The following is a 22,923-nucleotide window of genomic DNA, read 5'->3' on the forward strand; positions in this document are numbered from 1 at the left end:
CCGGTTCGCTGCGGGAGATGACACCCTTGCCCTTGAGGCCGCTACTGCGGTCCGCACCGCCTTTCACGCCGTCGAGCGAATGCGTGCGCACGGGGCCGAGGGGCGTGGGCTGAGCTCGGGGGCGCTTGACGTCCTGATTCGCTTGAGCGCCGGAGCCGAAGATGGGCTCAGTATCGGTGAGCTGGCCCAGTCAGCGGGGGTGAGCTCCCGCAATGTGACCGGGCTGGTCGACACGCTCGAACGTGACGGGCTGGTGCAGCGGGTTCCTGATCGGCGTGACCGGCGCTCGGTTCTGGCGCGGATCACGCCCGATGGGCAGGCGTGGATCGAAGCCTTTCGCCGGCCCACCCAGGCCGCCATGGCGGCGATCTTCCGGGGCTTCACGTCCGCCGAGCTGACCCAGTTTCGGCACCTGTGCCTGCTGCTCGCCGACAACCAGCACCGGGTCTCGGAGCACCTCAGGCAAGCCGATGGCGTGGAAGGCCCACAGCAGTAAAGCCGTCACCGCTTCCCGAACAGACGACCTGTCAGTGCCGCAGGTCACCGCCCCCTGGACACGCGCGACGACATCGATGAAGCACTCGGACAGGAGATCGAAATGGCTTCCATTCACACTGAAGTCGTGATTAATTCCCGGCCGGAGCAGGTGTGGGCGGCGATACGTGACGTGGGGGCGGTGCACTTACGCCTTCTGCCGGACCGCGTTGTCGACACCCGCCTGGAGGGCGATGTCAGGATTCTCGTTCTCCCCGATGGCAGAACCATTCGCGAGCTGATCGTCGATGTCGACGACACGGCTCGTCGTCTGGCCTATGCCGTGGTCGAAGGAGCACGACCGCCCATCACTCACCACCACGCTTCGTTCCAGGTCTTTCCCGAAGGTTCAGACCGCAGTCGGCTCGTGTGGATCACCGACCTGCTGCCGGATGCGCTGGCGACCGAAACCCGCGCTCGTGTCGAACGCGGAGCGCAGGACATGAAACGGACGCTGGAGGATGCCGCAATCGCTTAGCGCACCAATCGGGAACGTCGCGGGGGCGTCGACGAGGGGTACACACCTGCCCTGTAGCCGTTCGATGTAATCACGGGCGTACGGCGGCGGTGAAGGCGTCAAGGAGGTTGTCGGGTTTGTACGCCGTGGCGTTCGGGTTCCATGACGTTGGTCAGCAGGACGAAGCACGCGTCCAAGTCCGGATAAATCCAGTCCTGTCGAGACCGCCGATGGCCACCCGCTGTGCGCTCGCCCGATCCAAAGCGAACTACCGCGGCGGCAGGCCCAGCAACCATACGATGCGAAGAACTCCAATCACGAAGAACAAGCCAGGGATTATCCAGGATGCCTTGGACCTTCTCCGGACCACCACGCCGCCGAGCAGCAAGGCTAAGCCGATACTGGTGACCAGAATTCCGGCGCCGATCCTATCCGGATCAATCTGGGGGGAATCTGTTAACTCGTACTTGTGAACTCCTATGACAAGGCTATAGGAGACCGCCAGCACGCCACCTAGGGCATAGGCCCAGTAGGTCAGACGTTCGCGGAGGCGGGCCGCCGACCGATCCATTCTCTCGGCCAGCTCCGAATTACTCATCTCAGTAGCCTTTCAAAGCATCTTCTGATTGGCGATGATCCTGAGGGTCTCTTCAAAGTTTTAGCCATTGACTCCGCATGGAACTTCATATCTACAGTGACCTCTTAAGCACTCCTGGCACAATTGAATAACCCTCGGTGACTATGCACCGCTATACGACACATACAGACCATCGGCGACCACCTCAATCAACAGTCGCAAATCGCCGAATTCTATGACTATTCCGGAACACTTGTGGCCCATTTGCTCGATAACCGAATGCACCCCCGACACTTCCCTGCCAATCATTTCCCGATATGGATCTTCGACACTGACATCAAATGCCGAATACTTCCCGTGCGTTCTAATGTACTCCTCGTTCTCGATGCTATGTGGAGGGGCGAACGGATCAACCCAGGGACCTTCCCTCGTTGCCAGCGATTCACCATCGGCACCCACATCGAAACGCACGGAAACTCCGTCGGAAAACGAGAGCTCGATCAACCCTTCGTCTCTTTCTACGGTTCCCTCAAATTCATAGAAAGCGCGCCTGACCTGGATCAGCCGTTTGCCGACCAACCCGCTCTTAGTCAGCTCATCTTCTTGGCCTGATTCCACCAGTTGTTACCTGTCGTTGGGAATGCGGTGACGAACTGTCCGTCTGGTCTGAGGACCACGAGCACGTTGCCCTTTCGGTAAAACCAATATCCCTCTCCTCCTCCACGCCCAGGATTCCATGGCCCTCGTCGGACCTCATCGGGGTTCTTGTACGTATTGTTGATCTGATCCATGAACCACTTGCGCGCATTGGGATCGCCCGCGTCGAGGCCAAAATCCTCAGCGTGCTTCCCCCATTTATGTCCGAATTGTTTTCCGGAAATAGTTAGGGGAGGCCCCACGAAACAAGAACTCGCATTGTGGACGAGGGCGTCGATGGACCCTGCCTGAACATAATAGCTGTGGACATCGGCGATCGTCAGGTTGTGGACACGCTGGTTCGGTTCGGCTCTTACGGCAGTCGCAATGATCTGAGCGCGCGTTCCCCTGCTGGTTTGGAGCCACATGCCTGGCGATGTTTGTGCGGCGTTGAACCAGCGATTGTGTGTCGAGACCCACAAGGGGTGGGTTGCAGTGGCTACGATCACGCCGGTCTGCTCACCGATGCTGCCATCGGTGTCGATGGTGATGTCAACTAAATATTTCTCACCCTGTGTGGTGATCAAGTTGATTACGGGCCGAGGTTCGGTTTGGCCGGTTATTGGGTCGGTGGCGATGACGTAATCACCGACCTCGATCTCTTCAATGGGTTTGTAGCTGCCGTCGGCGAGTAGCACCCTTGTTCCAGGCGTGAAACTGCTGCAAGCCTTGGCCACCGCTTTCCAGAGTCCTTGAACACCTTCGAGTATATCGTCGGAATAGCGTGCTAGTTTAAATCCAGGGATGAACCCAGCGGCGAGCAGAGCACATGAGCCGTAGTCGCCTGCTGCGCAATTGCTGGCGTCTTGGACGAAGAACTCCAAGACCGCAGTCAGAAATTTCTGGGCGTCGGTATCCTCGTGTTCGAATATGTTGAAGCCAAGCAGTTCATACATGCCTTGGATGCAACTGGGATTGAGGTGACACCAAGGATAGGTGCGCAGAATGTGCAACGCTTTCTGGATTCGCGTTGTAGCCGCCGCGGCCGCTGACGCCGCATCCGCTCGCCATTCGTCACATTTCTTCTTGGTATTCTTATCCTTGCACAACTCGTAGCTAAAGATCTCCTTGCATCGTTCGGTTCTGCGGTCGGCCGCCGTCTGGCAACCATCGTCGGGAGCGAGTCCGCTTGGGTCGGACAGGTCGATGGGGTTGTTACCCGCGTATGCGTAGGGGTTGGCCCATTGGGGTTTGCGAAGATCGAGGAGGGGGTCGGTGGAGATGAACTTGGCGATGCCGGGGTCGTAGTAGCGAGCCGACAGGTAGGTGAGCCCGGTGGAGTCGTCCTCAACTTTTCCGAGGAAGCCGTGGTCGGTGAAGGGAAGGTCGTCGCCGCCGCGGCGTTGGCCGAAGGGCAGGTAGCGTTCGCGGCTGATCTGGCCGGTGACATCGTCGATGGCCACTTGGGTGGTGCCGTGCAGGCCAGAGGTCAGCCACTTGATGCCGCCGGTCTGGCCGTCGCTGGTGGATCGCATGGCGACGGTGGCACCGTCCGGGCTGGTGTAGTAGCGGGTTGCGGTGATCTGCTCGCCAACCACTTGGACTTCCATGGAGCCGAGGTAGAGGGTGACGGTTCCGTTGGGTTCGCGGCGGATGAGGCGTTCGCCGTCGGCGTCGTAGACCATCGTGGTGTCGTCGCCGTCGATGGTGGCCTTCTCCAACTGGCCGAGTTGGTTCCAGGTGAAGGTGCCGTCCTTGCCAGCAACGGTGCGGGTGGCCAGTTGTCCAGCGTTGTCGTAGGTGTAGGTGTCGGTTCCGTCTGGTGTCGGGGGTGGCGTTGGAGTGGGTGACGGGCTCGGGGTCGGAGAAGGCGACGGGCTCGGTGAGGGAGAAGGAGACGGTGAGGGGGAAGGGCTCGGTGACGGAGAAGGGCTCGGTGAGGGGGATGGTGACGGGACGGGGGTGATGGGAGTGTTCATGTCGGCGCTGATCTGCTGCTGGGTCAGTGCGTAGTTGTAGATGCGCAGTTCGTCGATCAGGCCGTCGTAGAACTCGCCCCATGTTGAGCTGCCGCCGATCCGCAGCGGTCTGTTGCTGGACTCGACGACCATCGACACTGCCCTGCTTGCGATCAGGGTGCCGTTGACGTAGAGGGCGGCGGTGGTGCCGTTGTAGGTGAAGGCCAGGTGGCTCCACTGGCCGGCGGGCAGCGCGGTGTTGCTCCAGACACCATCGACTTCGTCGGCATTGGCGTCCAGCAGCCCGGCGCTGGGCCCGATGCCGTCCCCGGCGGTCCAGACGGAGTAGGCGAGTATGCCGTCGAGTTCTTTCTGGACCAGCGTGCGGTAGCCGGTGCTGGTGTCGGGTTTGACCCATGCTTCGATGGTCATCGGCCCGGTCAGATCCAGGGATGCGGAGTCGGCGACGGTGACCCAGCTGGTGCTGCCGTTGAAGTTGAGGGCCTGACCGTACTTGCCTGCCGTCCAGGTAGTGCTGCGGGTGGTGCCGTTGTTGTTCTTGCCGGAGGTGTCGGCGACGGTGCTGCCGGTGCCGGCGTCCATGGCGTAGGCGGCGACCAGTTCGGGCGCGGCTTGTACGGTCAGCCGTTCGGGCCGGGCGGCGGAGGCGGGAAGAGCGGGGGCAGTCCCGGCTGATCCGGCCGCGTCTTCACCGTCATCGGTCCGGGACTCGGCGGCTGGGACGGTGTCGGCGGTCGTGGCCTCTGGGGTGGCCTTGTAGGCGGTCCAGTGGGGAGTCGCCTGGGTCGTTTGGCCTGCGTTGGCCTGGGATTGGCCACCACCGGAGAGACCGGAAGGGGTGGTGCGAGTGATGGAGGTGACCGCGTTCGGGCGGACGGAAGCTGCACCGGAGGCGGGGTAGGTATAGGCGGCGGTCTGGTCGCCGTCGGTCAGCGTGGTGATATTGCCGACCCCGTCGTAGGCGAACGTCTGCCGGTAGGGGTCGATGCCCAGGTTGTCGGCGCCTGCCGTGCAGGCCGCGCCAGTGGTGGTGAAACCGGCGGACAGGCGATGCAGTCCGTCGTAGGCAAAACATTCGGATTGGCCAGGGCTACCGCCGATGGCGGTAGTGATGTCGAGAATTCGGCTGATCTTGCCGGAGATGTCGTAGGTGTAGCGGTCGTCTTGGGCGGTGACAGGGCTAGCGGTGTCAGCGGCGGTCTGGGTTGTGACGCGGTTAAGCCAGCCGGTTCCGTTGTCCCATTCCAGGGTGCGTTTGATCTTGCCGCCCACACCGTAGCCGCGCTGGGAGACGCCGACAACGGCAACATCTGACATTGCCCATGTCAGGAACCAAGCGCCAGCCGAGCGTGCGGCGATCAGAACAGTGTTGGGTTCTCGGGTTCGATGCCGCGCAATGCCGCGTAGTCGAGGGTGACGCAGTCGATGCCGCGGTCGGTGGCTAGGACGCGGGCCTGGGGTTTGATTTCCTGGGCGGCGAAGATGCCGCGGACCGGGGCCAGCAGTGGGTCGCGGTTGAGGAGTTCCAGGTAGCGGGTGAGTTGTTCGACGCCGTCTATTTCGCCGCGGCGTTTGATTTCGATGGCGACGGCGGCGCCGGTGTGGTCGCGGCAGAGGATGTCGACCGGGCCGATGGCGGTCATGTACTCGCGGCGGACCAGGGTCCAGCCGGCGCCCAGGGTGGTGATGTGTTCGGCGAGTAATTCCTGCAGGTGGGCTTCGACGCCGTCTTTCTGGAGGCCGGGGTCGACGCCGAGTTCGTGGCTGGAGTCGTGCAGGATCTCGTCGATGGTGAGGATGAGTTTCTCGCCGGTCTTGCCCTGGGTGACCGTCCACTGGCCCTCTTCCTCGCGGACCTTGCAGGGTGGGTTCATCCAGTTCAGGGGCTTGAAGGCGCGGTCGTCGCAGTGGATCGACACGGAGCCGTCCGCCTTCATGAGGATCAGCCGGGGCGCCATCGGGAGATGGGCCGTCAGTCTTCCCACGTAATCCACGCTGCATCGCGCGATGACCAGCCGCATGACCCGCAACCCTACCCGCGCGCGTGGCCGTACCAGGACACTCTGGGAGACTACTGAGGAGTAACCGAGGAGGGCGCGCGGTGGAGACTGTTGGGGTTGTCGGGCTGGGGATCATGGGCGCGGGGATCGCGGAAGTGTTCGCCCGGGCGGGGTTGCGGGTTATCGGTGTGGATATCGATGAAGGTGCGGTGAGCCGGGGGCGCGGGCATCTTGAATTGTCCACAGGGAAGGCGGTCGAGCGGGGGCGGCTCGGCGCTGAGGAGCGGGCGGCGATTCTGGGGCGGATCTCGCTCACCGATAAGAGGGACGAGCTGGCCGACGCGGATCTGGTGATCGAGGCGGTTCCTGAGGTGATGGAGCTGAAGCGGGCGCTGTTCGCGGATCTGGATCGCATCTGCAAGCCGTCGGCCGTGCTGGCGACCAACACCTCCTCGCTGTCCGTGACGACGATCGCGGCGAAAACCTCCCGGCCTGAGCGGGTCGTCGGGATGCACTTCTTCAATCCCGCGCCGGTCATGAAGCTGGTCGAAGTGGTCACCACCGTGCTGACCGAGGACGGGCTGGGCGGGGAGATCGCCGAGCTGGCCACCCGGCTGGGGAAGACGCCGATCATCGTCGGGGATCGGGCCGGGTTCGTGGCCAACCGGCTGTTGCTCGGTTATCTCAACCAGGCCTGCCGGATGCTGGAGGAGGGTGTCGCGTCCCGGGACGGCATCGACACCGCGATGCGGGTGGGCGCGGGGCTGCCGATGGGGCCGTTCCAGCTGCTCGACCTCATCGGTCTGGACACCTCGTACGAGATCTGCGAGGTGCTCTTCTACGAGACCAAGGATCGCCGCCACGCCCCCTCCCCGCTCTTGCGGGAGCTGGTCACCGCTGGAATGCACGGCCGCAAATCCGGTCAGGGCTTCCATCCCCGTACGGCCACGCCAACCGCTCCCCCGTCCTCCGGGCCGAAGCTGACCGTGACCACGATCGGGGTCGTCGGTGACGGGGCGGACGCGGAGCTGCTCCGGGAGCGGCTGGACACGGCGGGCTTCAAGACCGTCGACGGGCACCAGGACGCCGACGTGGTGCTCGCGGTGACCGCCCCGCCGGTGGTGGATGGCGCAGTACGGCTGCCGAATCCGGAATGTGTGGTGGGCATGCACCTGGTCGGAGCGGAGGTGGCCGAGGTGGTCCGCACGGTCCTGACCGCGCCGGAGATCGCCACGGTCGCGCAGGATCTGGCCCGGGTGATGGGGCGAACCCCGGTGGCGTGCGCGGATCGGGCGGGGCTCGTGGTGAACGCGCTGCTCTTCCCGTACCTGAATGACGCCGTTCGGATGGTCGAGTCGGGTTACGCGTCCTTCGCGGACGTGGACACCGCGATGAAGCTGGGCTGTGGTTATCCGCAGGGGCCGTTCGAGATGCTCGAGGCGTTCGGGCTGGAGACCGTACGGGATGGGTTGCGGGCGCTTTATGCCGAATACCGGGAGCCGTCGTTCGCGCCCGCGCCGCTGCTGGAGCGGCTGGTCGCGGCGGGGGTGAAGGACGTTAAAGGGTGAAAAAAGGGAATACGCTCGATGGTGTGGAGGAGAGATGAGCCCGCGCCGGGCCAAACGGCAGGACCAGGATCTCGGATTCGTCGGGCGGTTCGGCATCGGCGAGGTCGAGGAGTGGCCGGACGGTGAGTGGCAGGTGCGGCGGATCGTCGGCGGCGCGGCCGATAAGGTCTACCGGTGCCCGGGCTGCGATCAGGAGATCCGGGTAGGTATGGCGCATCTGGTCAGCTGGCCCAACTGGTCCGGCGGCGAGGGCGAGCGGCGGCACTGGCACACGGCCTGCTGGCGAAACCGGATCAAACGAGGACCGGGCCGCAGCAGGTACTGAAAGGAACTCATGGAGATCAGGGCGTCCACGGTGCTTCCGGCGAAACGGGAGAACATCGAGCTGCAGACGGGCGACGGCCTGACTCTGGTGGGCGAGTTGGCGCTCCCCCACAACGACCCGGTCGCCACGCTGGTCTGCCTGCATCCGCTGCCCACGCACGGCGGCATGATGGACAGCCACGTCATGCGCAAGGCCTCCTACCGTTTGCCCGCGCTGGCCGACCTGGCCGTGCTCCGCTTCAACACCCGGGGCACGACCTCGGAGCGCGGCACCTCCGACGGCGTGTTCGAGGACGGTGTCGGCGAGCGCTTGGACGTGGCCGCCGCCCTGGAATATGCCGAATTTCATGATCTACCGCATCCGTGGCTGCTGGGCTGGTCGTTCGGGACCGAACTGGCGCTCAGATGGGGCCGCGACCCGCTCGTCGAAGGCGCGATCCTGCTCTCTCCTCCGCTGAAGCGCGCCACCGACGAGGACCTGGACGCCTGGGCCGCCTTCGGCCGCCCGCTGACCGCGCTGGTCCCCGAATTCGACGACTACCTGCGGCCGGATGAGGCCGTCAAACGTTTCGCCCGGGTTCCCCAGGCCGAGGTGGTCGGCGTTGAGGGCGCAAAGCACCTGTGGGTCGGCGAGCCGTATGTCCGGATTGTGCTCACCGAGATCGTCAAGCGCGTCAACCCCGAAGCCCTTCCCCTTCCCACAGAGGTATAAATGACGGCATTTGATCTTTCCGGGCAGAAGGCGTTCGTCACCGGAGCCTCGCGCGGCATCGGGCGGGCCATCGCGCTCGCGTACGCGGAGGCGGGGGCCGACGTGGCGCTCGTCTCGCGCTCCGCGGAGACGCTCGGCGAGGTCGCCAAGGAGGTCGAGGCCTTCGGCCGCCAGGCCGCGGTCATCCCGTGCGACGTCATGGACCGCGATTCCATCCCCGCCGCCGTACAAGCGGGCATCGACGCGCTCGGCCACCTCGACATCGTGGTCAACAACGCCGGGGGATCCAACTTCCTGGTCGAGTTCAAGGACCTGCGGCTGTCCGGCTGGGACAAGCTCATGCGGCTCAACCTCGACTCCGCCATGGCGGTCAGCCACGCGGTCGCCGGGCACCTGCTGGAGCGCGGCAGCGGCACGCTCATCAACGTCGCCTCCGTCGCCGCCAAGGGCGCGCCCTTCCTCACCGCGTACGCCGCCGCCAAGGCCGGCGTGGTCGCGCTGACCAAGTCACTCGCCCTGGAATGGGCGTCTCGCGGCGTACGGGTGAACTGCCTGTGTCCCGGCTGGACGGCCACCGACCTCAACCGCACCCTCTGGCAGAACCCGAACGACACCACGACGGCGTCGGTGCCGATGGGCCGCTGGGGCACCCCTGAAGAGATCGCCGCCCCGGCGGTGTTCCTGGCGAGCCCCGCCGCCGTGTACATGACCGGCCAGGTCCTCTACGTGGACGGCGGCCTCACGACCACGGCTTAATCCCGTGTCCTCCGGAAGGAGGACAATCGGGTCGGTCGGCCGATGGTGCCGCAGGAGGCGTACAGACCCGACGCTGGAGCCATGACAACAGCGATACATGTACGGGGGCTCACCAAACGCTACGGCGACGTGCAGGCCGTCGGAGGGCTGGACCTGGAGATCCAGAAGGGGGAGGTCTTCGCCATCCTCGGGCCGAACGGGGCCGGCAAGTCGACCACCGTCGAGATCTTGGAGGGCTACCGGAAGCGGGACTCGGGCGAGGTCCGCGTGCTCGGGATCGATCCGCAGAAACCGACCCGGGAGTGGCGGGCCAAGCTCGGCATCGTCCTGCAGACCGCCAACGACGCGGCCGAGCTGACGGTGCGCGAGACGATCCGTCACTTCGCGGCCTACTACCCGATGGCGCGCGACCCCGAGGAGGTCATCGCCAAGGTCGGGCTGACCGAGAAGGCCGACGTCCGGATCAGGAAGCTCTCCGGCGGCCAGCGGCGCCGGGTGGACGTGGCGCTCGGCGTGATCGGCAACCCGGAGCTGCTCTTCCTGGACGAGCCGACGACCGGCTTCGACCCGGAGGCGCGCCGCCAGTTCTGGGACCTGATCAAGGGCCTGGCCGCCGAGGGCACCACGATCGTGCTCACCACCCACTACCTGGACGAGGCCGAGGCGCTGGCCAAGCGGGTGGCCGTGATCGCGCGCGGGCGGATCGTGGCCGCGGGCGACCCGGCCACGCTCGGCGGCCGGGCCACCGCGAAGGCCAAGGTGACCTGGGCCGACGGCCTGGTCGAGACCGACACGCCGACCCGGACGGTGCTGGAGCTGTCCCGCCGCTACGACGGCGAGGTCCCCGGCCTGGCCATCACCCGCCCCACCCTTGAGGACATCTACCTGACGCTGATCGAGGCCCCCGAATGACGACGACCGCCGCCGAGAAGGCGACCCACACCGCTCCCCTGCCCTCCGCGCTCGCCCTCGGCTTATCCCGGGCGGCGGTGGAGACCCGGATGTTCTTCCGCGAGAAGGACGCCGTCATCTTCACGTTCTCCTTCCCGATCATCCTGCTGGTGCTGTTCGGATCGATCTTCTCCGACCAGTTCAAAGGCACCGGCATCACCGTCTCCCAGGTCTACACGGCCGGTCTGATCGGCGCGGGCGTGATGGGCGCCGCCTTCCAGAACCTCGGCATCGGCATCGCCATCGACCGGGAGGACGGCACCCTCAAACGCCTGGCGGGCACGCCCATGCCGCGCAGCGCGTACTTCGTCGGCAAGATGCTCAGCTCGCTGGTGATCGCCCTGCTGGAAGTGCTCATCCTGCTGGCCATCGGCGTCTTCCTGTACGAGCTGGAGCTCCCCACCGACGTCTCCGCCTGGGTCACCCTGACCTGGGTGCTCGTGCTCGGCATGGCCGGGGCGGCGCTGCTCGGCATCGCGGCCAGCAGCATCCCCCGCTCGGCCAAGAGCGCGGCGGCCGTGATCTCGATGCCGTTCGTGGTGCTGCAGTTCATCTCCGGCGTCTACATCCCGTTCACCGAGCTGCCGCCGTGGCTGATCAACATCTCCTCGGTGTTCCCGCTGAAGTGGATGTGCCAGGGCCTGCGTTCGGTCTTCCTGGGCGAGGAGGGCGCGCGGCTGGAGCTGACCGGTTCGTACGAGCTGGGCAGGGTTGCCCTGGTTCTGGGAGCCTGGGTCATCGGAGGCTTGGTGCTATGCCTGATGACGTTCAGATGGAAGGGCCGCAGGGACGGATGACCGCCTTCCACGGCCGGAACCAGCTGCCCCGGGTCGCGCCTGCCGAGGGCAACGCGTGGGATTCCTTCCGGGGCTGGGAGACCCTGTTCGCGCTGGGCTGGACGGTCTCCATGATCTTCGTCCTGGTGGCCGACGACACCCCGGCCGCCGCCCGGGCGGCCACGATCGGGCTGATGTTGCTGTGCGCGGCCGGGTATCTGCTTCTCGGCCGCCCGGCGATCATGGAAGACGAGGACAACAGCCGCCGCGCGGTCGGCTACGTGGTGCTGATCTCGGTCGCCTTCCTGCCCTCCTCGCTGCTGGTCTCCGAAGCCACCTTCGGCCTGTTCGCGCTCTGCCCGCAGATCTTCATGCTGCTCAGCGGCTGGCGTGCGGTGAGCGCGGTGCTCTTCCTGAATCTGTCCCCGGCCGTGCGGTTCCTCACTCTGCCCGGGACCGACGCCGGCGACATGGTGCTCTTCTTCGGGGTGACGCTGATCATGGTCACCTTCGCGCTGGTCTTCGGGCCGTGGATCGCCGCGATCATCCACCAGAGCCAGGACCGCGCCAACCTCATCGCCGAGCTGGAGGCCAGCCGCGCCGAAGTGGCCCGGCTGTCGGCCGAGAGCGGCGCGCTGGCCGAGCGGGAACGACTGGCCGGGGAGATCCACGACACCCTGGCCCAAGGGTTCACCAGCATCATCATGCTCATCCAGGCCGCCCAGTCGCGGCCGGACCCGTCCCGGCACCTGGAGCTGGCCGTACAGACCGCGCGGGAGAACCTGGCCGAGGCGCGCGGGCTGATCGCGGCGCTCGCCCCCGCGCAGCTGGACGGCTCCACCCTGGACGACGCGCTGCGCCGCCTGACCGAGCGGCTCGGCGAGGAGACCGGCCTCACCGTCGCCTGCACGGTGGAGGGTGAGTCCCGCCCGCTCCCGCCCAGCACCGAGGTGGTCCTGCTCAGAACCGCCCAGGAGGGCCTGGCCAACGTCCGCAGGCACGCGGCCGCCTCCGCCGCCCGCCTCTCCCTGCGGTACGCCCCTGACCAGGTGGCCCTCACGATCGAGGACGACGGCACCGGCTTCGATCCCGCCGCCTCCACCGGGTACGGCTTGCGCGGCATGCGTACCCGGATCGAGCAGCAGGGCGGCACCCTCACCGTGACCAGCGCCCCCGGCGCGGGCACCAGCCTGCGCATCACCCACCCAGGGAAGATCTGATGATTCGCGTGATGATCGTGGACGATCACCCGGTGGTCCGGGAGGGACTGCGCGGCATGCTCGATTCCGAGGTGTCGGTGATCGGTGAGGCGGGGTCCGGCGACGAGGCCGTGGTCCGCGCCCGCGATCTGCGGCCCGATGTGATCCTGATGGATCTGCGCATGCCTGGCGGGGACGGCGTCGGCGCGATCACCCGCATCCTCGCCGATCGGCCGGAGTCCCGGGTGATCGTGCTCACCACCTACGAGAGCGACCAGGACATCGTTCGCGCCGTGGAAGCGGGCGCCGCCGGCTACCTCCTCAAGGACACCTCCCGCGCCGACCTCCTCAGCGCCATCGCCGCCGCCGCCCGCGGCGAAACCGTCCTGTCCCCGTCGGTCGCCACCAAGCTGGTGACCCGCCTGCGCGCGCCGGTGGCGGACTCCCTGTCCCCGCGCGAAACCGAGGTCCTCTCCCTGGTGGCCCGTGGCCTGACCAACGCCGAGATCGGCCGCGAACTGTTCATCAGCGAGACCACGGTCAAGACGCACTTGCTCCGCGTCTTCGGCAAACTCGGCGTCTCAGACCGCACCGCGGCCGTCACCACGGCACTGGGGCGCGGCCTGTTGTGAGTTCAGACGACCGGGGGTTCGAAGTCGACTTCGAGTCGGCGGTGCTGGGTGGCCGTGACGAAGTCAGGATGTGTTGGCCCGAGCGTTCGGCCGAGGCGGTTGATCACATCGTCACGCAGTTCCTCGGCGAATAAATGGCGAACATACGCTCACCGTGTTCGTGGGCCTCCGGGTAGCGGCCGAGCAGGCACAAGTCACGAGCGATGGCGGCGCCGCTGAGCGCGACGCTTGGATGGACCTCGGTGCCGTAGTGGTCGCGGCGGATAACGTAACTCCGCTGGTCACGGCGTAACGCATCCTCATATTCCGTGGCGGGCACCTTGTCGATGACCAGATTGCTCAGCGCCTCCTCGGTGTTCATGTGGTTGGCGATCGTAGAAGGCTCTGAGCAATTTCAGGGCACCGCGAACCGAGGCGGCAGAGGGCATTTCGCGCACGAAATACAACCGCCTCCCGCCCTCGCCTTCGCTGGTTCGGCCGATGGGTCGGTGCTGTTGTAAGTGCGGGATTACGCGCGTTATCGTGCCCGCAGGAGGAATACCGACATGTCGCTCACTGAGCTGGAAACCTTCGAGTCGTTCGATCCGGCGACCGGCGAGGTGCTCGCCTCGTATCCGCGGCACGACGCGGCGGCCGTACACGCCGCTGTAGAGCGCGCTACGGAGGCGGCGCGGTGGTGGGCAGAGTTGGGCTTCCAGGAGCGGAAGCGGCGGCTGCTGGACTACAAGGCGGTGCTGACGCGGAATCTGCCGCGGGTGGTCGCCATGGTGTCTCAGGAGACCGGGAAGCCGGAGGGCGACGCCATCCTGGAGACGGCGCTGGCGATCACGCATCTGGACTGGGCCGCCAGGAAGGCCGCCAAGGTGCTCGGGCGGCGGCGGGTGGCGAGCGGGCTGGTGGCGATGAACATGGCCGCCACGCTGGAGTATCTGCCGCTGGGCGTGATCGGGGTGATCGGGCCGTGGAACTACCCGGTGTTCACGCCCATGGGCTCGATCGGGTACGCGCTGGCGGCGGGGAACGCCGTGGTGTTCAAGCCCAGCGAATACACCCCCGGCGTCGGCGTCCTGCTGGCCGAGTTGTTCGCCGAGGCGGTGCCGGAGCAGCCGGTGTTCCAGGTCGTGACCGGGCTCGGCGAGACGGGCGCGGCGCTGGCCGGTGACCCGGGGGTCAAGAAGATCGCGTTCACCGGGTCAGCGGCGACCGCGCGCAAGGTGATGGCGGCCTGCGCGCAGAACCTCACCCCGATGGTGGCCGAGTGCGGTGGCAAGGACGCGTTCATCGTGGACGCGGGCGCGGACCTGGGCGCCGCCGCCGACGCCGCCCTGTGGGGGGCGATGTCCAACTCCGGGCAGACCTGCGTGGGCGTGGAGCGGGTGTACGCGGTGGACTCGGTGTACGACGAGTTCCTGCGCGAGCTCACCGAACGGGCACAACGGGTGAAAGCCGGGGAGCACTACGGGCCGATCACCATGCCCGGACAGCTGGACATCATCCGGCGGCACATCGACGACGCCACCGGAAGCGGGAAGGCGGTCGTGGGCGGCCCTGAGTCGGTGCGTGCCCCGTTCGTGGACCCGGTGATCGTGACAGACGTGCCGGAGGACTCGCGCGCGGTCCGGGAGGAGACGTTCGGCCCCACGGTGACCGTCAAGCGGGTCGCCGACGTGGCGGAGGCACTGGAGAAGGCCAACGCCTCCGCGTACGGCCTGGCGGGGACGATCTTCTCCGGGGACCGGAAGCGCGCGATGGAACTGGCGCGGCGGATGCTCACCGGAATGACCGCCATCAACTCGATCATCTCGTTCGCCGGGGTGCCCGCGTTGCCGTTCGGCGGGGTGGGCGAGTCGGGGTTCGGGCGGATCCACGGCGCGGACGGCCTGCGCGAGTTCACCAGGCCGAAAGCGGTGTCCCGGCAGCGCTTCGCCATGCCCGGCATGAACCTGACCTCGTTCGCGCGAACACCAGCCGAACTTGACCGGCTTGTCAAGCTCGTGACCTTACTTCATGGTCGCAGAAGAGGCTAATTTCCCGATACTTCCACAAAAAAGATCTTGCGTCCATAATGGTGGCTTCTGGGGGGCCTGACGGCGTGAGGTGAAAATTTTGGCGGGACGGGACTATCGGGGGATGACGGCTGAGGAACGGTTGGCCGATCGGCGAGAACGGCTGATCCTGGCTGCGTACGCACTGTTCGCGAGTCCAGGGTTTCACGCGACGACGATCGAGCGGCTCTGCGCGACCGCGCGGATCTCCAACCGGGCCTTCTATGAGTGCTTCTCGGGGAGGGAGGCACTCATGCGCGCGGTCTACGACCGCTGCGTGGAGGAGACGCTGCAATCGATCACCAAGGCGATCGATCAAGCACCGGCTAATTTGGACGCCCGAATAGTGGCGGGGATCACGGAGTATGTCAGATTTGTGACCGCAGACGAGCGGCGTGCGCGGATCATGCACCTGGAGGTGCGCCGGGCCGGTGACGTGCTGAGCGGCTCCCGGCAGCGCGCGGTCACGGAATTCACCAAGATCATCGAATTCTCGGTCGGCGATCTGCCCGTGCAGTTACCCTCCGAGCTGCACCTGCTGGCCATAGCCTTGATCGGCGCGATCACCGAGCTTCTGATCGAGTGGGTGGTGTCGGAGGATCCGCCGTCCACCGAGGTGATCATCAAGTCCGCTGTGCACGTGTTCCGCCGGTCGTTCACGCGCTGAGTTCTTGGCCCGCCTTCGGAAGAAGGCGGGCCACATATATGAAGGCCCGAAACCTAGGCCCGGGCTCAGATCCCGCAAGGACGGCAACACACGCGAAAAGCGCGCAACTGCCTGATGGCATGCGTCCCTTCAGCGAAGCCTGCTATCACGCTCCGTAATCGCACAATGGCACACGAGAGGGCCGGACCGGAGCCCTCCGCCAACGTGGCGCGCCAAGAACTCGTTAGATCCAGCCCATGTCCTGGGCGGCGCGGATGGCGGTGATGCGGTTGCCCGCGCCGAGTTTGGTGATGGCGTTGGAGAGATAGTTCCGGACCGTGCCCTCGGTGAGGTGGAGGGCGGTGGCGATCTCGCTGACGGCGGCGCCCCGGGCGGCCAGGGCGAGGGCGTCGCGCTCGCGGTCGGTCAGCGGGCTCTCGCCGGCCATCATGGCGGAGGCGGCCATCTCGGGGTCCAGGTAGCGGCCGCCGGCGTGCACCCTGCGGATGGCGGCGGCGAGCTCGTCCGCGGAGGCGTCCTTGGGGATGAAGCCGCGCACCCCGGCGGCCAGGGCGCGGCGGAGGTAGCCGGGGCGGCCGAAGCTGGTGAGGATGAGCATGGCCTGGCCGGGGAGGGACTCGGCCACGGTGAGGCCGTCCATGCCGGGCATTTCCACATCCAGGATGACGACATCGGGGCGGTGCTCCGTGACAGCGGGCTTGACCTGGTCGCCGCGCCCGACCTGGGCGACGACTTCGATGTCGCCTTCCAGGCCGAGGAGGGTGGCGATGGCCTGCCGTACCAGATGTTCGTCGTCGGCGAGGAGCACGCGGATCATGCGGGGACCCCGGCCAGGACGGGGGCGACGGCGCGCAGGGTGAACTGGCCGGAGCCGTTCGGGCGGGCGGTGAGCGTGCCGCCGACGGCGGCGAGGCGTTCGGTCAGGCCCGCCAGGCCGGTGCCCAGGTCCTCGATCGGTTTGGGGGTGACGCCGTCGTTGCGTACCTCCAGGATGGCTTCCTCGTCGGTGAAACGAACCGTGATGTCGCAGACCGAGGCGGTGCTGTGGCGGAGCACGTTGGTGACGGCCTCCCTGATCACCCAGGCGAAGACCGGGGCCACCTCGGCAGGCACATCCCGGTACGGCAGGTGCAGGCGGCAGTCCACCCCGGCCGCCTCCAGGACGGCGCGCACGCTGCCCAGCTCGGCCACCAGGTCGAGTTCCCGATAGCCGCGCACGGCCTCGCGGAGCTCCCGCAACGCCTTCCTGGCCAGGGACCTGACCTCGGCCATCTCGGCCGCGGCGGCGTCGGGGTCGGCGGCCAGGCGGGCCGCCAGCTCGCTCTTGACCGCGATCGCGGAAAGCTGGTGGCCGACCAGGTCGTGCAGGTCGCGGGCGAAGCGCAGGCGTTCCTCGGCGACCGCCAGGCGGGACTGGGCCTCCTTGCCGACGTGCGCCTGCTCGGCGAGCTGCCAGATCCAGACCCAGAGCCGGTTGGCCCACGGGAGGGTCGCGGCCAGCAGCACGTTGTAGACCAGCACCCCGACGACGAGCCCGGCCACCGAGCCCTCCTCGTTGACCCCGGCCGGATCCTGGCCGCTGAGCATGGCCAGGATCACGATGGGCGAGGTCACGAGGGCGGTGCCGACGCCGAGCAGAATCGCGTTCCTGCGGCTCAGCCCGACGGCCGCCACCGAGAGCCAGCCCAGCGGGACGAAGCCCCAGCCGGTCGGGCTGGCGCCGCCGAGCGCGGCGAGGGCGAGGGCCAGGATCCCGGACAGCACGACCTCGCGGGTCGCGTAGGAGCGGTTCAGGATCGCGCGGGTGATGCGCAGGAACAGCCAGCTGAACACCACCAGGCCGATCAGCGAGAGAGCCGCCCGCACCAGGGAGATGGTCTCCAGTCCCACGTTGACCACAATGGCGAGCAGGACCACGAGCCACACGACCGCGAGCGTCATGTTCAGCATCCACTGAACGATGCGCCGCGCCCGAGTGATTCCCTTGTCTCCCATTTCCGGCATTTTACGGCTTGTTGCCCGTGACGACCTCGGCCAGCCGCACCCGGGCGCCGGTCCGCAGCACGGCCCGCTGGTAGATCCTGGCCCCCAGCGCCAGCATCCCGGCCACCGCCGCCACCATCAGGGCGCCGGAGAGGGCGACCTCCCAGAGCGGAACCTCGGCGGCGGCCGTACGCACCGGCATGACCATCGAGGAGAACGGCGGGATCAGCGACAGCACGGACGCGATGGGCGCGGTCGGGTCGGCGGAGGCGTAGAAGGAGACGCCGTAGCTGGCCACCAGCAGCAGGGTCATCGGCTGGAGCACGTTGCCGACCTCCTCCTGCCGGGAGACCAGCGAGGCCAGCGCGCCGGCGAAGGCGGCGAAGAACGCGTAGCCCAGGATGAACCAGACCAGCGCGCCGATCACGATGCCGGTCATGCCGGGCGGGAAGTCGGCGGCCACGCCGGACACCAGCGCCGCGCCCAGACCGGCGACCACGATCGCGGCCATGTTGATCAGGCCGACCACGCCGAGCCCGAGGATCTTGCCGCCGAGCAGCTGCCAGGGCCGGATCGAGGTGAGCAGGATCTCCACGATCCGGCTGCCCTTCTCCTCGACCACGCCCATGGCGACCATCATCACCGAGCCGATGATCATGAAGAACAGCACCAGCACGAGCACGGTGGCGACGCCCCGGCGAGCGCCCTCATAGCGGGTGTCCGCGCCAACCGACTCCATGGCGAGCGGCGTGATCGTCACCCCGGACGCCCCGATCTGGGCTTCCCGGTTGGCGCTCTGCAGCAGCAGCCCGAGCTCGTTGTCGATCTCCCCGTCGGTGAGCACCCGATTCCCCGCGACCAGGGCCGCGTCCAGGTCACCGTCCAGCACGGCGGCCTTGGCGGCCGCCTCGTCCGGGAACTGCCGCCACTCGACCTCTATATCCGGCGCGAAGGTGGTCAGCTGCAGCTCCGGCACCTGCACCCGCCCCAGCGTGTACGAATCCGGCCCGCCCAGCAGCTTCGGCGCGAACGCGAGACCCCCCACGAGCAGCACCGAGACGATCAGACCGATCACGAACGCCTTGGTCCGCACCTGGGCCCGAATCTCCCGCCCAGCAACCAGGAAAAGGTGATTTTTCATGACACGGCCTCCTTGAAGATCTCGGTGATGCTGGGACGCTCGGTCCCGAAGTGCTCGACCCGCCCCGCCTGTACGGCCGCCCGCAGGATCTCCTGATCGTCGCCCCCGGTCACGACCAGCGTCTCCCGATCCCCGGCCACGGTCAGCGTGCCGGGCAGCTCGTCGGCCCAGCCGGGCTTGGCGTCCCGCACCACGACCCGCAGCCGCTGCCCTTCGGCCGAACGCAGCTCGTCCACGGTCCCGCTGGCCACCATGCGCCCGGCCGAGATGATCCCGATCGAGTCGCAGAGCCTTTCGACCAGCTCCAGCTGGTGGCTGGAGAAGATCACCGGGACCCCGCCCCTGGCCCGCTCCTGCAGCACCTCGGCCAGCGCGTCCACCGCCAGCGGGTCGAGCCCGGAGAAGGGCTCGTCCAGCACCAGCACCTCCGGGTCGTGCACCAGCGCCACCGCCAGCTGCACCCGCTGCTGGTTGCCCAGCGACAGCGCCTCGACGGTGTCGCCGCGCCGCTCGGTCAGCCCCAGCCGCTCCACCAGCTCGGTGGTCGCCTTCGCCGCGTCGGCTTGGGACAGGCCGTGCAGCCGCCCGAAGTAGTCGATCTGCTCGCCGACCTTCATCTTCTGGTAGAGCCCGCGCTCCTCCGGCATGTAGCCGAACCGCCGCCGCTCGGCGAACCCGAGGGGGCGGCCCTGCCAGGACACCTGGCCGGCGTCCGGGCTGAGCACCCCCATGACGATCCGCATGGTGGTCGTCTTCCCGGCGCCGTTCGCCCCGACGAACCCGAACATCTCCCCGGGCCGTACGGCGAAGCTCACCCCGTCGAGAGCGACCTTTTCCTGAAAGGTCTTGCGCAATCCAGTGATGTCCAACATGTCATCGATCATTTCTTGGTTGGGTTCTTGTGCGGTAGACGCGGATATCAAGGCGTTGAGATGGCTTTCACCCGTCCGCGAGGTGACAGATGTCATCTCGTACGCTGAGCGGCATGACACGTGGGGACAACGACCAGCCGGTAGTGCTTTCCAAGATCTACACGCGGACCGGGGACGACGGCACGACCGGGCTCGGGGACATGAGCCGGACCAGGAAGACCGATCCGCGCCTGGCCGCGTACGCGGACGTGGAGGAGGCGAACGCGGCCGTCGGGGTGGCGCTGGCCACCGGCGGGTTGCCGGTCGAGATCGCCGAGACGCTCACGCTCATCCAGAACGAGCTGTTCGACGTGGGCGCCGACCTCTGCACCCCAGTCACGAAAAATCCGGAATTTCCGCCGTTGCGGGTGACGCAGGCGTACATCGACCGGCTGGAGGCGCAGTGCGATCGGTTCAACGCCGATCTCAAGCCGCTGCGCAGCTTCATCCTCCCCGGCGGCGACCAGGCCACCGCGCAGCTGCACGTCGCCCGCACGGTCGTCCGCCGCGCCGAACGCACCACGTGGTCGGCCCTGGAGGCCCACGACGACGTGAACCCGCTGACCGCGACCTACCTCAACCGGCTCAGCGACCTGATGTTCATCCTCTGCCGGGTCTCCGCGGCGGGCGCCGAAATCCTCTGGAAGCCGGGCGCGACCCGCTTGGCCGCGCCTGCGTCTGGACTGAGGAACGCAGGTCGCGAAGCGGCCGGAGAGACGAGGGAAGACGCAGGCTGAAGGCGGCCAAGCCGCCGTGCCGGAGGCGCGGCCATAGACACAGCTAAGCGGGATCGAGATGGGCGCTGGGGGGCGCCGACTCCAGCCAGGCCAGGAAGCCGGTCAGCGCGTCCTCGCTCATGGCCAGCGCGATCGGACCCGCCTCCACCATCCAGTAGCCCTCCGGGCCCTCGCCCGCGTCCAGCGGGCGGCGCCGGGAAACGATGAGGCCGCGCCTCGCGATCGCGTGGCGCGGCCTCAGTCGCAGTCCTAGAAAGGGCACCCAGTGGAGCTCTCCGCCGGCATACCGGGCGACCCCGGATTGCCAGCCCCGCTCCCCTGTCCGTACGCTGCAGGCGACCGTGCCCCGGCGTACGTGCAGGGCCACGGCCCTGATACAGAACAGGGCGGCGAGCACCGCGATCCCCGCGATAATCTCCATCGCCGCCCCTCCTGAACCTGTTGGCTATACGTCTTCCCCGGCCGCGCGCAGCCGGGCCCGGTTGCGCTGGGCCTCGACCCGGGCGTCCGCGTCGTCCTGGTTCGCCTCGATGGACGCCTGCGCCCGCTCCAGCGCGTCCTTCGCCTTCGCCACGTCGACCTCGGAGCCGAGCTCCGCCGCCTCCGCGAGGATCGACACGTCGTTGTCGGCGACCGAGATGAACCCGCCGTGCACCGCGGCCACCAGGTCACTCTGGGAGTCGCGCTTGACGCGCAGCACGCCGCCCTCGACCAGGACGCCGAGAACAGGGGCGTGACTCGGCATAATACCGATCTCGCCGTCCACGGTCTTGGCAATCACCATGTCGGCCTCGCCGGACCAGATCTCACGCTCCGGCGAGACCACGCCTACTCGAAGCTTTGCCACACATACCTCCCGACCGCCGACCCGGCGCGAACCAGGCCGGCGGTTCACATTTAGCGGGCCAGTTCCTTGGCCTTGGCGATGGCCTGCTCGATGCCGCCGACCATGAAGAACGCCTGCTCGGGCAGGTGGTCGTACTCACCCGCGCAGAGGCCCTTGAAGGAGGCGATGGTCTCGTCCAGCGACACGAACTCGCCCGGCTGCCCGGTGAACGCCTCGGCGGCGTACATCGGGTGGGAGAGGAAACGCTCGATCCGGCGCGCCCGCTGGACGGTGACCTTGTCGTCCTCGGAGAGCTCGTCGATGCCCAGGATGGCGATGATGTCCTGCAGTTCCTTGTACTTCTGCAGGATGCGCTTGGTCTCCTGGGCGACGCCGTAGTGCTCCTCGCCGATGACCTGGGGGTCCAGGATCCGGGAGGAGGAGTCCAGCGGGTCCACCGCCGGGTAGATGCCCTTCTCCGAGATCGGCCGGGAGAGCACCGTCTGCGCGTCCAGGTGCGCGAACGCGTTGTGCGGCGCCGGGTCGGTGATGTCGTCGGCCGGCACGTAGATCGCCTGCATGGAGGTGATCGAGTGACCGCGGGTGGAGGTGATGCGCTCCTGCAGCACGCCCATCTCGTCGGCCAGCGTCGGCTGGTAACCCACCGCGGACGGCATGCGCCCGAGCAGCGTCGACACCTCCGAACCCGCCTGGGTGAACCGGAAGATGTTGTCGATGAACAGCAGCACGTCCTGCTTCTGCACGTCGCGGAAGTACTCCGCCATGGTGAGCGCGGAGAGCGCGACGCGAAGCCGGGTGCCCGGCGGCTCGTCCATCTGGCCGAAGACGAGCGCGGTGTCCTTGAGAACCCCGGCCTCCTCCATCTCCAGCCAGAGGTCGTTGCCCTCACGGGTGCGCTCGCCGACGCCCGCGAAGCACGAGGTGCCGGAGAACTTCAGCGCGACCCGGCGGATCATCTCCTGGATCAGCACGGTCTTGCCCACACCCGCGCCGCCGAACAGGCCGATCTTCCCGCCCTTCACGTACGGCGTGAGCAGGTCGATGACCTTGATGCCGGTGGGCAGCATCTCGGTCCGCGACTCCAGCTGGTCGAACGCCGGGGACGGGCGGTGGATGCCCCAGGTCTCGGTGATCTTCAGGGAGGCGGTCGGCACGTCCAGGGACTCGCCCAGGGCGTTCCACACGTGCCCCTTGACCACGTCGCCGACCGGCACCGAGATCGGCTTGCCCGAGTCGGACACCGCCGCGCCGCGGACCAGGCCGTCGGTGGGCTGCATGGAGATCGCCCGGACCAGGTTGTCGCCCAGGTGCTGGGCCACCTCCAGGGTCAGGGTCTTGGTCACGTCCTGGCCCTCGGTGTTGAGGGTGACGTCGACGTTCAGGGCGTTGTAGATGTCCGGCATCGCCTCGACGGGGAACTCCACGTCGACGACGGGACCGGTGACACGGGCGACGCGGCCCACGCCGGTCTCAACAGTCTGTGCGGTCATT

25 protein-coding genes are annotated in these 22,923 nt (G+C 67.2%); 13 read left to right on the forward strand and 12 right to left on the reverse strand.

All coding sequences use genetic code 11. The annotated features are described in order from the left end of the window. The first annotated feature begins 79 nt into the window (after positions 1-79). Positions 80-496, forward strand: coding sequence for a MarR family winged helix-turn-helix transcriptional regulator (locus Amac_RS17425; protein ID WP_246268434.1), 417 nt, complete (start codon positions 80-82; stop codon positions 494-496). A 102-nt stretch (positions 497-598) separates the two neighbouring features. Next, on the forward strand, positions 599-1,012 hold the full coding sequence (locus Amac_RS17430) for an SRPBCC family protein (RefSeq protein WP_155355442.1): 414 nt from the start codon (positions 599-601) through the stop codon (positions 1,010-1,012). 247 nt (positions 1,013-1,259) lie between these two features. Here the strand turns inward: Amac_RS17430 and Amac_RS17435 are convergent, their stop codons facing one another. From Amac_RS17435 to nucS, 4 genes are all read right to left on the reverse strand, one after another. Then, on the reverse strand, positions 1,260-1,589 hold the full coding sequence (locus Amac_RS17435) for a hypothetical protein (RefSeq protein WP_155355443.1): 330 nt from the start codon (positions 1,587-1,589) through the stop codon (positions 1,260-1,262). Between the two features lie 141 nt (positions 1,590-1,730). After that, on the reverse strand, positions 1,731-2,186 hold the full coding sequence (locus Amac_RS17440) for a hypothetical protein (protein ID WP_155355444.1): 456 nt from the start codon (positions 2,184-2,186) through the stop codon (positions 1,731-1,733). Beyond that, positions 2,159-5,500 carry a LamG-like jellyroll fold domain-containing protein gene (locus Amac_RS58380; protein ID WP_174900179.1) on the reverse strand — a complete coding sequence of 1,114 codons (3,342 nt, stop codon included), beginning with the start codon at positions 5,498-5,500 and terminating at the stop codon, positions 2,159-2,161. The genes Amac_RS17440 and Amac_RS58380 overlap by 28 nt, the downstream gene beginning before the upstream one ends. 41 nt (positions 5,501-5,541) lie before the next feature. Next, on the reverse strand, positions 5,542-6,204 hold the full coding sequence (gene nucS / locus Amac_RS17455) for an endonuclease NucS (protein WP_155347344.1): 663 nt from the start codon (positions 6,202-6,204) through the stop codon (positions 5,542-5,544). 80 nt (positions 6,205-6,284) lie between these two features. On the opposite strand from nucS, the gene Amac_RS17460 reads away from it, so the two are divergent. The 8 genes from Amac_RS17460 (at position 6,285) to Amac_RS17495 (ending at position 13,101) form a co-directional block, all read left to right on the forward strand. Next, positions 6,285-7,751, forward strand: coding sequence for a 3-hydroxyacyl-CoA dehydrogenase family protein (locus tag Amac_RS17460; RefSeq protein ID WP_246268411.1), 1,467 nt, complete (start codon positions 6,285-6,287; stop codon positions 7,749-7,751). Positions 7,752-7,785: 34 nt separating this feature from the next. Further along, the gene (locus Amac_RS17465; RefSeq protein WP_155355446.1) at positions 7,786-8,076 is read left to right on the forward strand and encodes an Rv1322 family protein; all 291 of its coding nucleotides are present in this window, start codon (positions 7,786-7,788) and stop codon (positions 8,074-8,076) included. A 9-nt stretch (positions 8,077-8,085) separates the two neighbouring features. After that, positions 8,086-8,787 carry an alpha/beta hydrolase gene (locus Amac_RS17470; protein WP_155355447.1) on the forward strand — a complete coding sequence of 234 codons (702 nt, stop codon included), beginning with the start codon at positions 8,086-8,088 and terminating at the stop codon, positions 8,785-8,787. Next, on the forward strand, positions 8,788-9,543 hold the full coding sequence (locus Amac_RS17475; RefSeq protein WP_155355448.1) for an SDR family NAD(P)-dependent oxidoreductase: 756 nt from the start codon (positions 8,788-8,790) through the stop codon (positions 9,541-9,543). 81 nt (positions 9,544-9,624) lie between these two features. Beyond that, positions 9,625-10,455, forward strand: coding sequence for an ABC transporter ATP-binding protein (locus Amac_RS17480; protein WP_155355449.1), 831 nt, complete (start codon positions 9,625-9,627; stop codon positions 10,453-10,455). Further along, positions 10,452-11,291 carry an ABC transporter permease gene (locus tag Amac_RS17485; protein ID WP_155355450.1) on the forward strand — a complete coding sequence of 280 codons (840 nt, stop codon included), beginning with the start codon at positions 10,452-10,454 and terminating at the stop codon, positions 11,289-11,291. The genes Amac_RS17480 and Amac_RS17485 overlap by 4 nt, the downstream gene beginning before the upstream one ends. Beyond that, a complete protein-coding gene (locus Amac_RS17490; protein ID WP_155355451.1) occupies positions 11,249-12,490 on the forward strand; it encodes a sensor histidine kinase in 1,242 nt (413 codons plus the stop codon). The genes Amac_RS17485 and Amac_RS17490 overlap by 43 nt, the downstream gene beginning before the upstream one ends. Beyond that, a complete protein-coding gene (locus tag Amac_RS17495; RefSeq protein WP_155355452.1) occupies positions 12,490-13,101 on the forward strand; it encodes a response regulator in 612 nt (203 codons plus the stop codon). Before Amac_RS17490 ends, Amac_RS17495 begins: the two co-directional genes overlap by 1 nt. Positions 13,102-13,204: 103 nt before the next feature. Here the strand turns inward: Amac_RS17495 and Amac_RS17500 are convergent, their stop codons facing one another. Further along, positions 13,205-13,462 carry a tetratricopeptide repeat protein gene (locus Amac_RS17500; RefSeq protein ID WP_155355453.1) on the reverse strand — a complete coding sequence of 86 codons (258 nt, stop codon included), beginning with the start codon at positions 13,460-13,462 and terminating at the stop codon, positions 13,205-13,207. A 184-nt stretch (positions 13,463-13,646) separates the two neighbouring features. Here Amac_RS17500 and Amac_RS17505 point away from each other — a divergent pair, with 184 nt between their 5' ends. Together Amac_RS17505 and Amac_RS17510 are read left to right on the forward strand one after the other, a co-directional pair. Next, positions 13,647-15,128, forward strand: coding sequence for an aldehyde dehydrogenase family protein (locus Amac_RS17505; protein ID WP_155355454.1), 1,482 nt, complete (start codon positions 13,647-13,649; stop codon positions 15,126-15,128). A gap of 103 nt (positions 15,129-15,231) precedes the next feature. Beyond that, the gene (locus Amac_RS17510; RefSeq protein ID WP_155355455.1) at positions 15,232-15,813 is read left to right on the forward strand and encodes a TetR/AcrR family transcriptional regulator; all 582 of its coding nucleotides are present in this window, start codon (positions 15,232-15,234) and stop codon (positions 15,811-15,813) included. Between the two features lie 223 nt (positions 15,814-16,036). On the opposite strand, the gene Amac_RS17515 is transcribed toward Amac_RS17510, so the two are convergent. The 4 genes from Amac_RS17515 to Amac_RS17530 are packed head-to-tail and all read right to left on the reverse strand — an operon-like array spanning position 16,037 to position 19,809. Further along, positions 16,037-16,630 carry a response regulator transcription factor gene (locus Amac_RS17515; RefSeq protein WP_155355456.1) on the reverse strand — a complete coding sequence of 198 codons (594 nt, stop codon included), beginning with the start codon at positions 16,628-16,630 and terminating at the stop codon, positions 16,037-16,039. Continuing rightward, positions 16,627-17,808, reverse strand: a complete 1,182-nt coding sequence (locus Amac_RS17520) for a sensor histidine kinase (protein ID WP_155355457.1) — start codon at positions 17,806-17,808, stop codon at positions 16,627-16,629. The genes Amac_RS17515 and Amac_RS17520 overlap by 4 nt, the downstream gene beginning before the upstream one ends. A 10-nt stretch (positions 17,809-17,818) precedes the next feature. Beyond that, entirely contained in the window at positions 17,819-18,937 is a 1,119-nt protein-coding gene (locus tag Amac_RS17525; RefSeq protein ID WP_155355458.1) for an ABC transporter permease, read from the reverse strand. Further along, positions 18,934-19,809, reverse strand: a complete 876-nt coding sequence (locus Amac_RS17530; RefSeq protein ID WP_155355459.1) for an ABC transporter ATP-binding protein — start codon at positions 19,807-19,809, stop codon at positions 18,934-18,936. Before Amac_RS17530 ends, Amac_RS17525 begins: the two co-directional genes overlap by 4 nt. Positions 19,810-19,922: 113 nt before the next feature. On the opposite strand from Amac_RS17530, the gene Amac_RS17535 reads away from it, so the two are divergent. After that, entirely contained in the window at positions 19,923-20,585 is a 663-nt protein-coding gene (locus Amac_RS17535; RefSeq protein ID WP_155355460.1) for a cob(I)yrinic acid a,c-diamide adenosyltransferase, read from the forward strand. A 43-nt stretch (positions 20,586-20,628) separates the two neighbouring features. Here the strand turns inward: Amac_RS17535 and Amac_RS17540 are convergent, their stop codons facing one another. The 3 genes from Amac_RS17540 to atpD are packed head-to-tail and all read right to left on the reverse strand — an operon-like array spanning position 20,629 to position 22,922. Continuing rightward, the gene (locus Amac_RS17540) at positions 20,629-21,006 is read right to left on the reverse strand and encodes a DUF2550 domain-containing protein (protein ID WP_155355461.1); all 378 of its coding nucleotides are present in this window, start codon (positions 21,004-21,006) and stop codon (positions 20,629-20,631) included. Positions 21,007-21,030: 24 nt separating this feature from the next. Further along, a complete protein-coding gene (locus Amac_RS17545; protein WP_155347325.1) occupies positions 21,031-21,432 on the reverse strand; it encodes a F0F1 ATP synthase subunit epsilon in 402 nt (133 codons plus the stop codon). Positions 21,433-21,482: 50 nt separating this feature from the next. Beyond that, the gene (atpD, locus tag Amac_RS17550; RefSeq protein ID WP_155355462.1) at positions 21,483-22,922 is read right to left on the reverse strand and encodes a F0F1 ATP synthase subunit beta; all 1,440 of its coding nucleotides are present in this window, start codon (positions 22,920-22,922) and stop codon (positions 21,483-21,485) included. Position 22,923 lies beyond the last annotated feature (1 nt).

It is taken from the genome of Acrocarpospora macrocephala, from assembly GCF_009687865.1.
Lineage (GTDB): Bacteria > Actinomycetota > Actinomycetes > Streptosporangiales > Streptosporangiaceae > Acrocarpospora > Acrocarpospora macrocephala.

Coding starts and splice junctions, on each gene's coding strand:
- Amac_RS17540 (WP_155355461.1), bottom strand. CDS start 21,006: ATGGAGATTATCGCGGGGATCGCGGTGCTCGCCGCCCTGTTCTGTATC.
- Amac_RS17495 (WP_155355452.1), top strand. CDS start 12,490: ATGATTCGCGTGATGATCGTGGACGATCACCCGGTGGTCCGGGAGGGA.
- Amac_RS17470 (WP_155355447.1), top strand. CDS start 8,086: ATGGAGATCAGGGCGTCCACGGTGCTTCCGGCGAAACGGGAGAACATC.
- Amac_RS17530 (WP_155355459.1), bottom strand. CDS start 19,809: ATGTTGGACATCACTGGATTGCGCAAGACCTTTCAGGAAAAGGTCGCT.
- atpD (WP_155355462.1), bottom strand. CDS start 22,922: ATGACCGCACAGACTGTTGAGACCGGCGTGGGCCGCGTCGCCCGTGTC.
- nucS (WP_155347344.1), bottom strand. CDS start 6,204: ATGCGGCTGGTCATCGCGCGATGCAGCGTGGATTACGTGGGAAGACTG.
- Amac_RS17515 (WP_155355456.1), bottom strand. CDS start 16,630: ATGATCCGCGTGCTCCTCGCCGACGACGAACATCTGGTACGGCAGGCC.
- Amac_RS17535 (WP_155355460.1), top strand. CDS start 19,923: ATGACACGTGGGGACAACGACCAGCCGGTAGTGCTTTCCAAGATCTAC.
- Amac_RS17435 (WP_155355443.1), bottom strand. CDS start 1,589: ATGAGTAATTCGGAGCTGGCCGAGAGAATGGATCGGTCGGCGGCCCGC.
- Amac_RS17475 (WP_155355448.1), top strand. CDS start 8,788: ATGACGGCATTTGATCTTTCCGGGCAGAAGGCGTTCGTCACCGGAGCC.
- Amac_RS17430 (WP_155355442.1), top strand. CDS start 599: ATGGCTTCCATTCACACTGAAGTCGTGATTAATTCCCGGCCGGAGCAG.
- Amac_RS17490 (WP_155355451.1), top strand. CDS start 11,249: ATGCCTGATGACGTTCAGATGGAAGGGCCGCAGGGACGGATGACCGCC.
- Amac_RS17485 (WP_155355450.1), top strand. CDS start 10,452: ATGACGACGACCGCCGCCGAGAAGGCGACCCACACCGCTCCCCTGCCC.
- Amac_RS17525 (WP_155355458.1), bottom strand. CDS start 18,937: ATGAAAAATCACCTTTTCCTGGTTGCTGGGCGGGAGATTCGGGCCCAG.
- Amac_RS17425 (WP_246268434.1), top strand. CDS start 80: ATGCGTGCGCACGGGGCCGAGGGGCGTGGGCTGAGCTCGGGGGCGCTT.
- Amac_RS58380 (WP_174900179.1), bottom strand. CDS start 5,500: ATGTCAGATGTTGCCGTTGTCGGCGTCTCCCAGCGCGGCTACGGTGTG.
- Amac_RS17520 (WP_155355457.1), bottom strand. CDS start 17,808: ATGGGAGACAAGGGAATCACTCGGGCGCGGCGCATCGTTCAGTGGATG.
- Amac_RS17510 (WP_155355455.1), top strand. CDS start 15,232: ATGACGGCTGAGGAACGGTTGGCCGATCGGCGAGAACGGCTGATCCTG.
- Amac_RS17500 (WP_155355453.1), bottom strand. CDS start 13,462: ATGAACACCGAGGAGGCGCTGAGCAATCTGGTCATCGACAAGGTGCCC.
- Amac_RS17480 (WP_155355449.1), top strand. CDS start 9,625: ATGACAACAGCGATACATGTACGGGGGCTCACCAAACGCTACGGCGAC.
- Amac_RS17505 (WP_155355454.1), top strand. CDS start 13,647: ATGTCGCTCACTGAGCTGGAAACCTTCGAGTCGTTCGATCCGGCGACC.
- Amac_RS17465 (WP_155355446.1), top strand. CDS start 7,786: ATGAGCCCGCGCCGGGCCAAACGGCAGGACCAGGATCTCGGATTCGTC.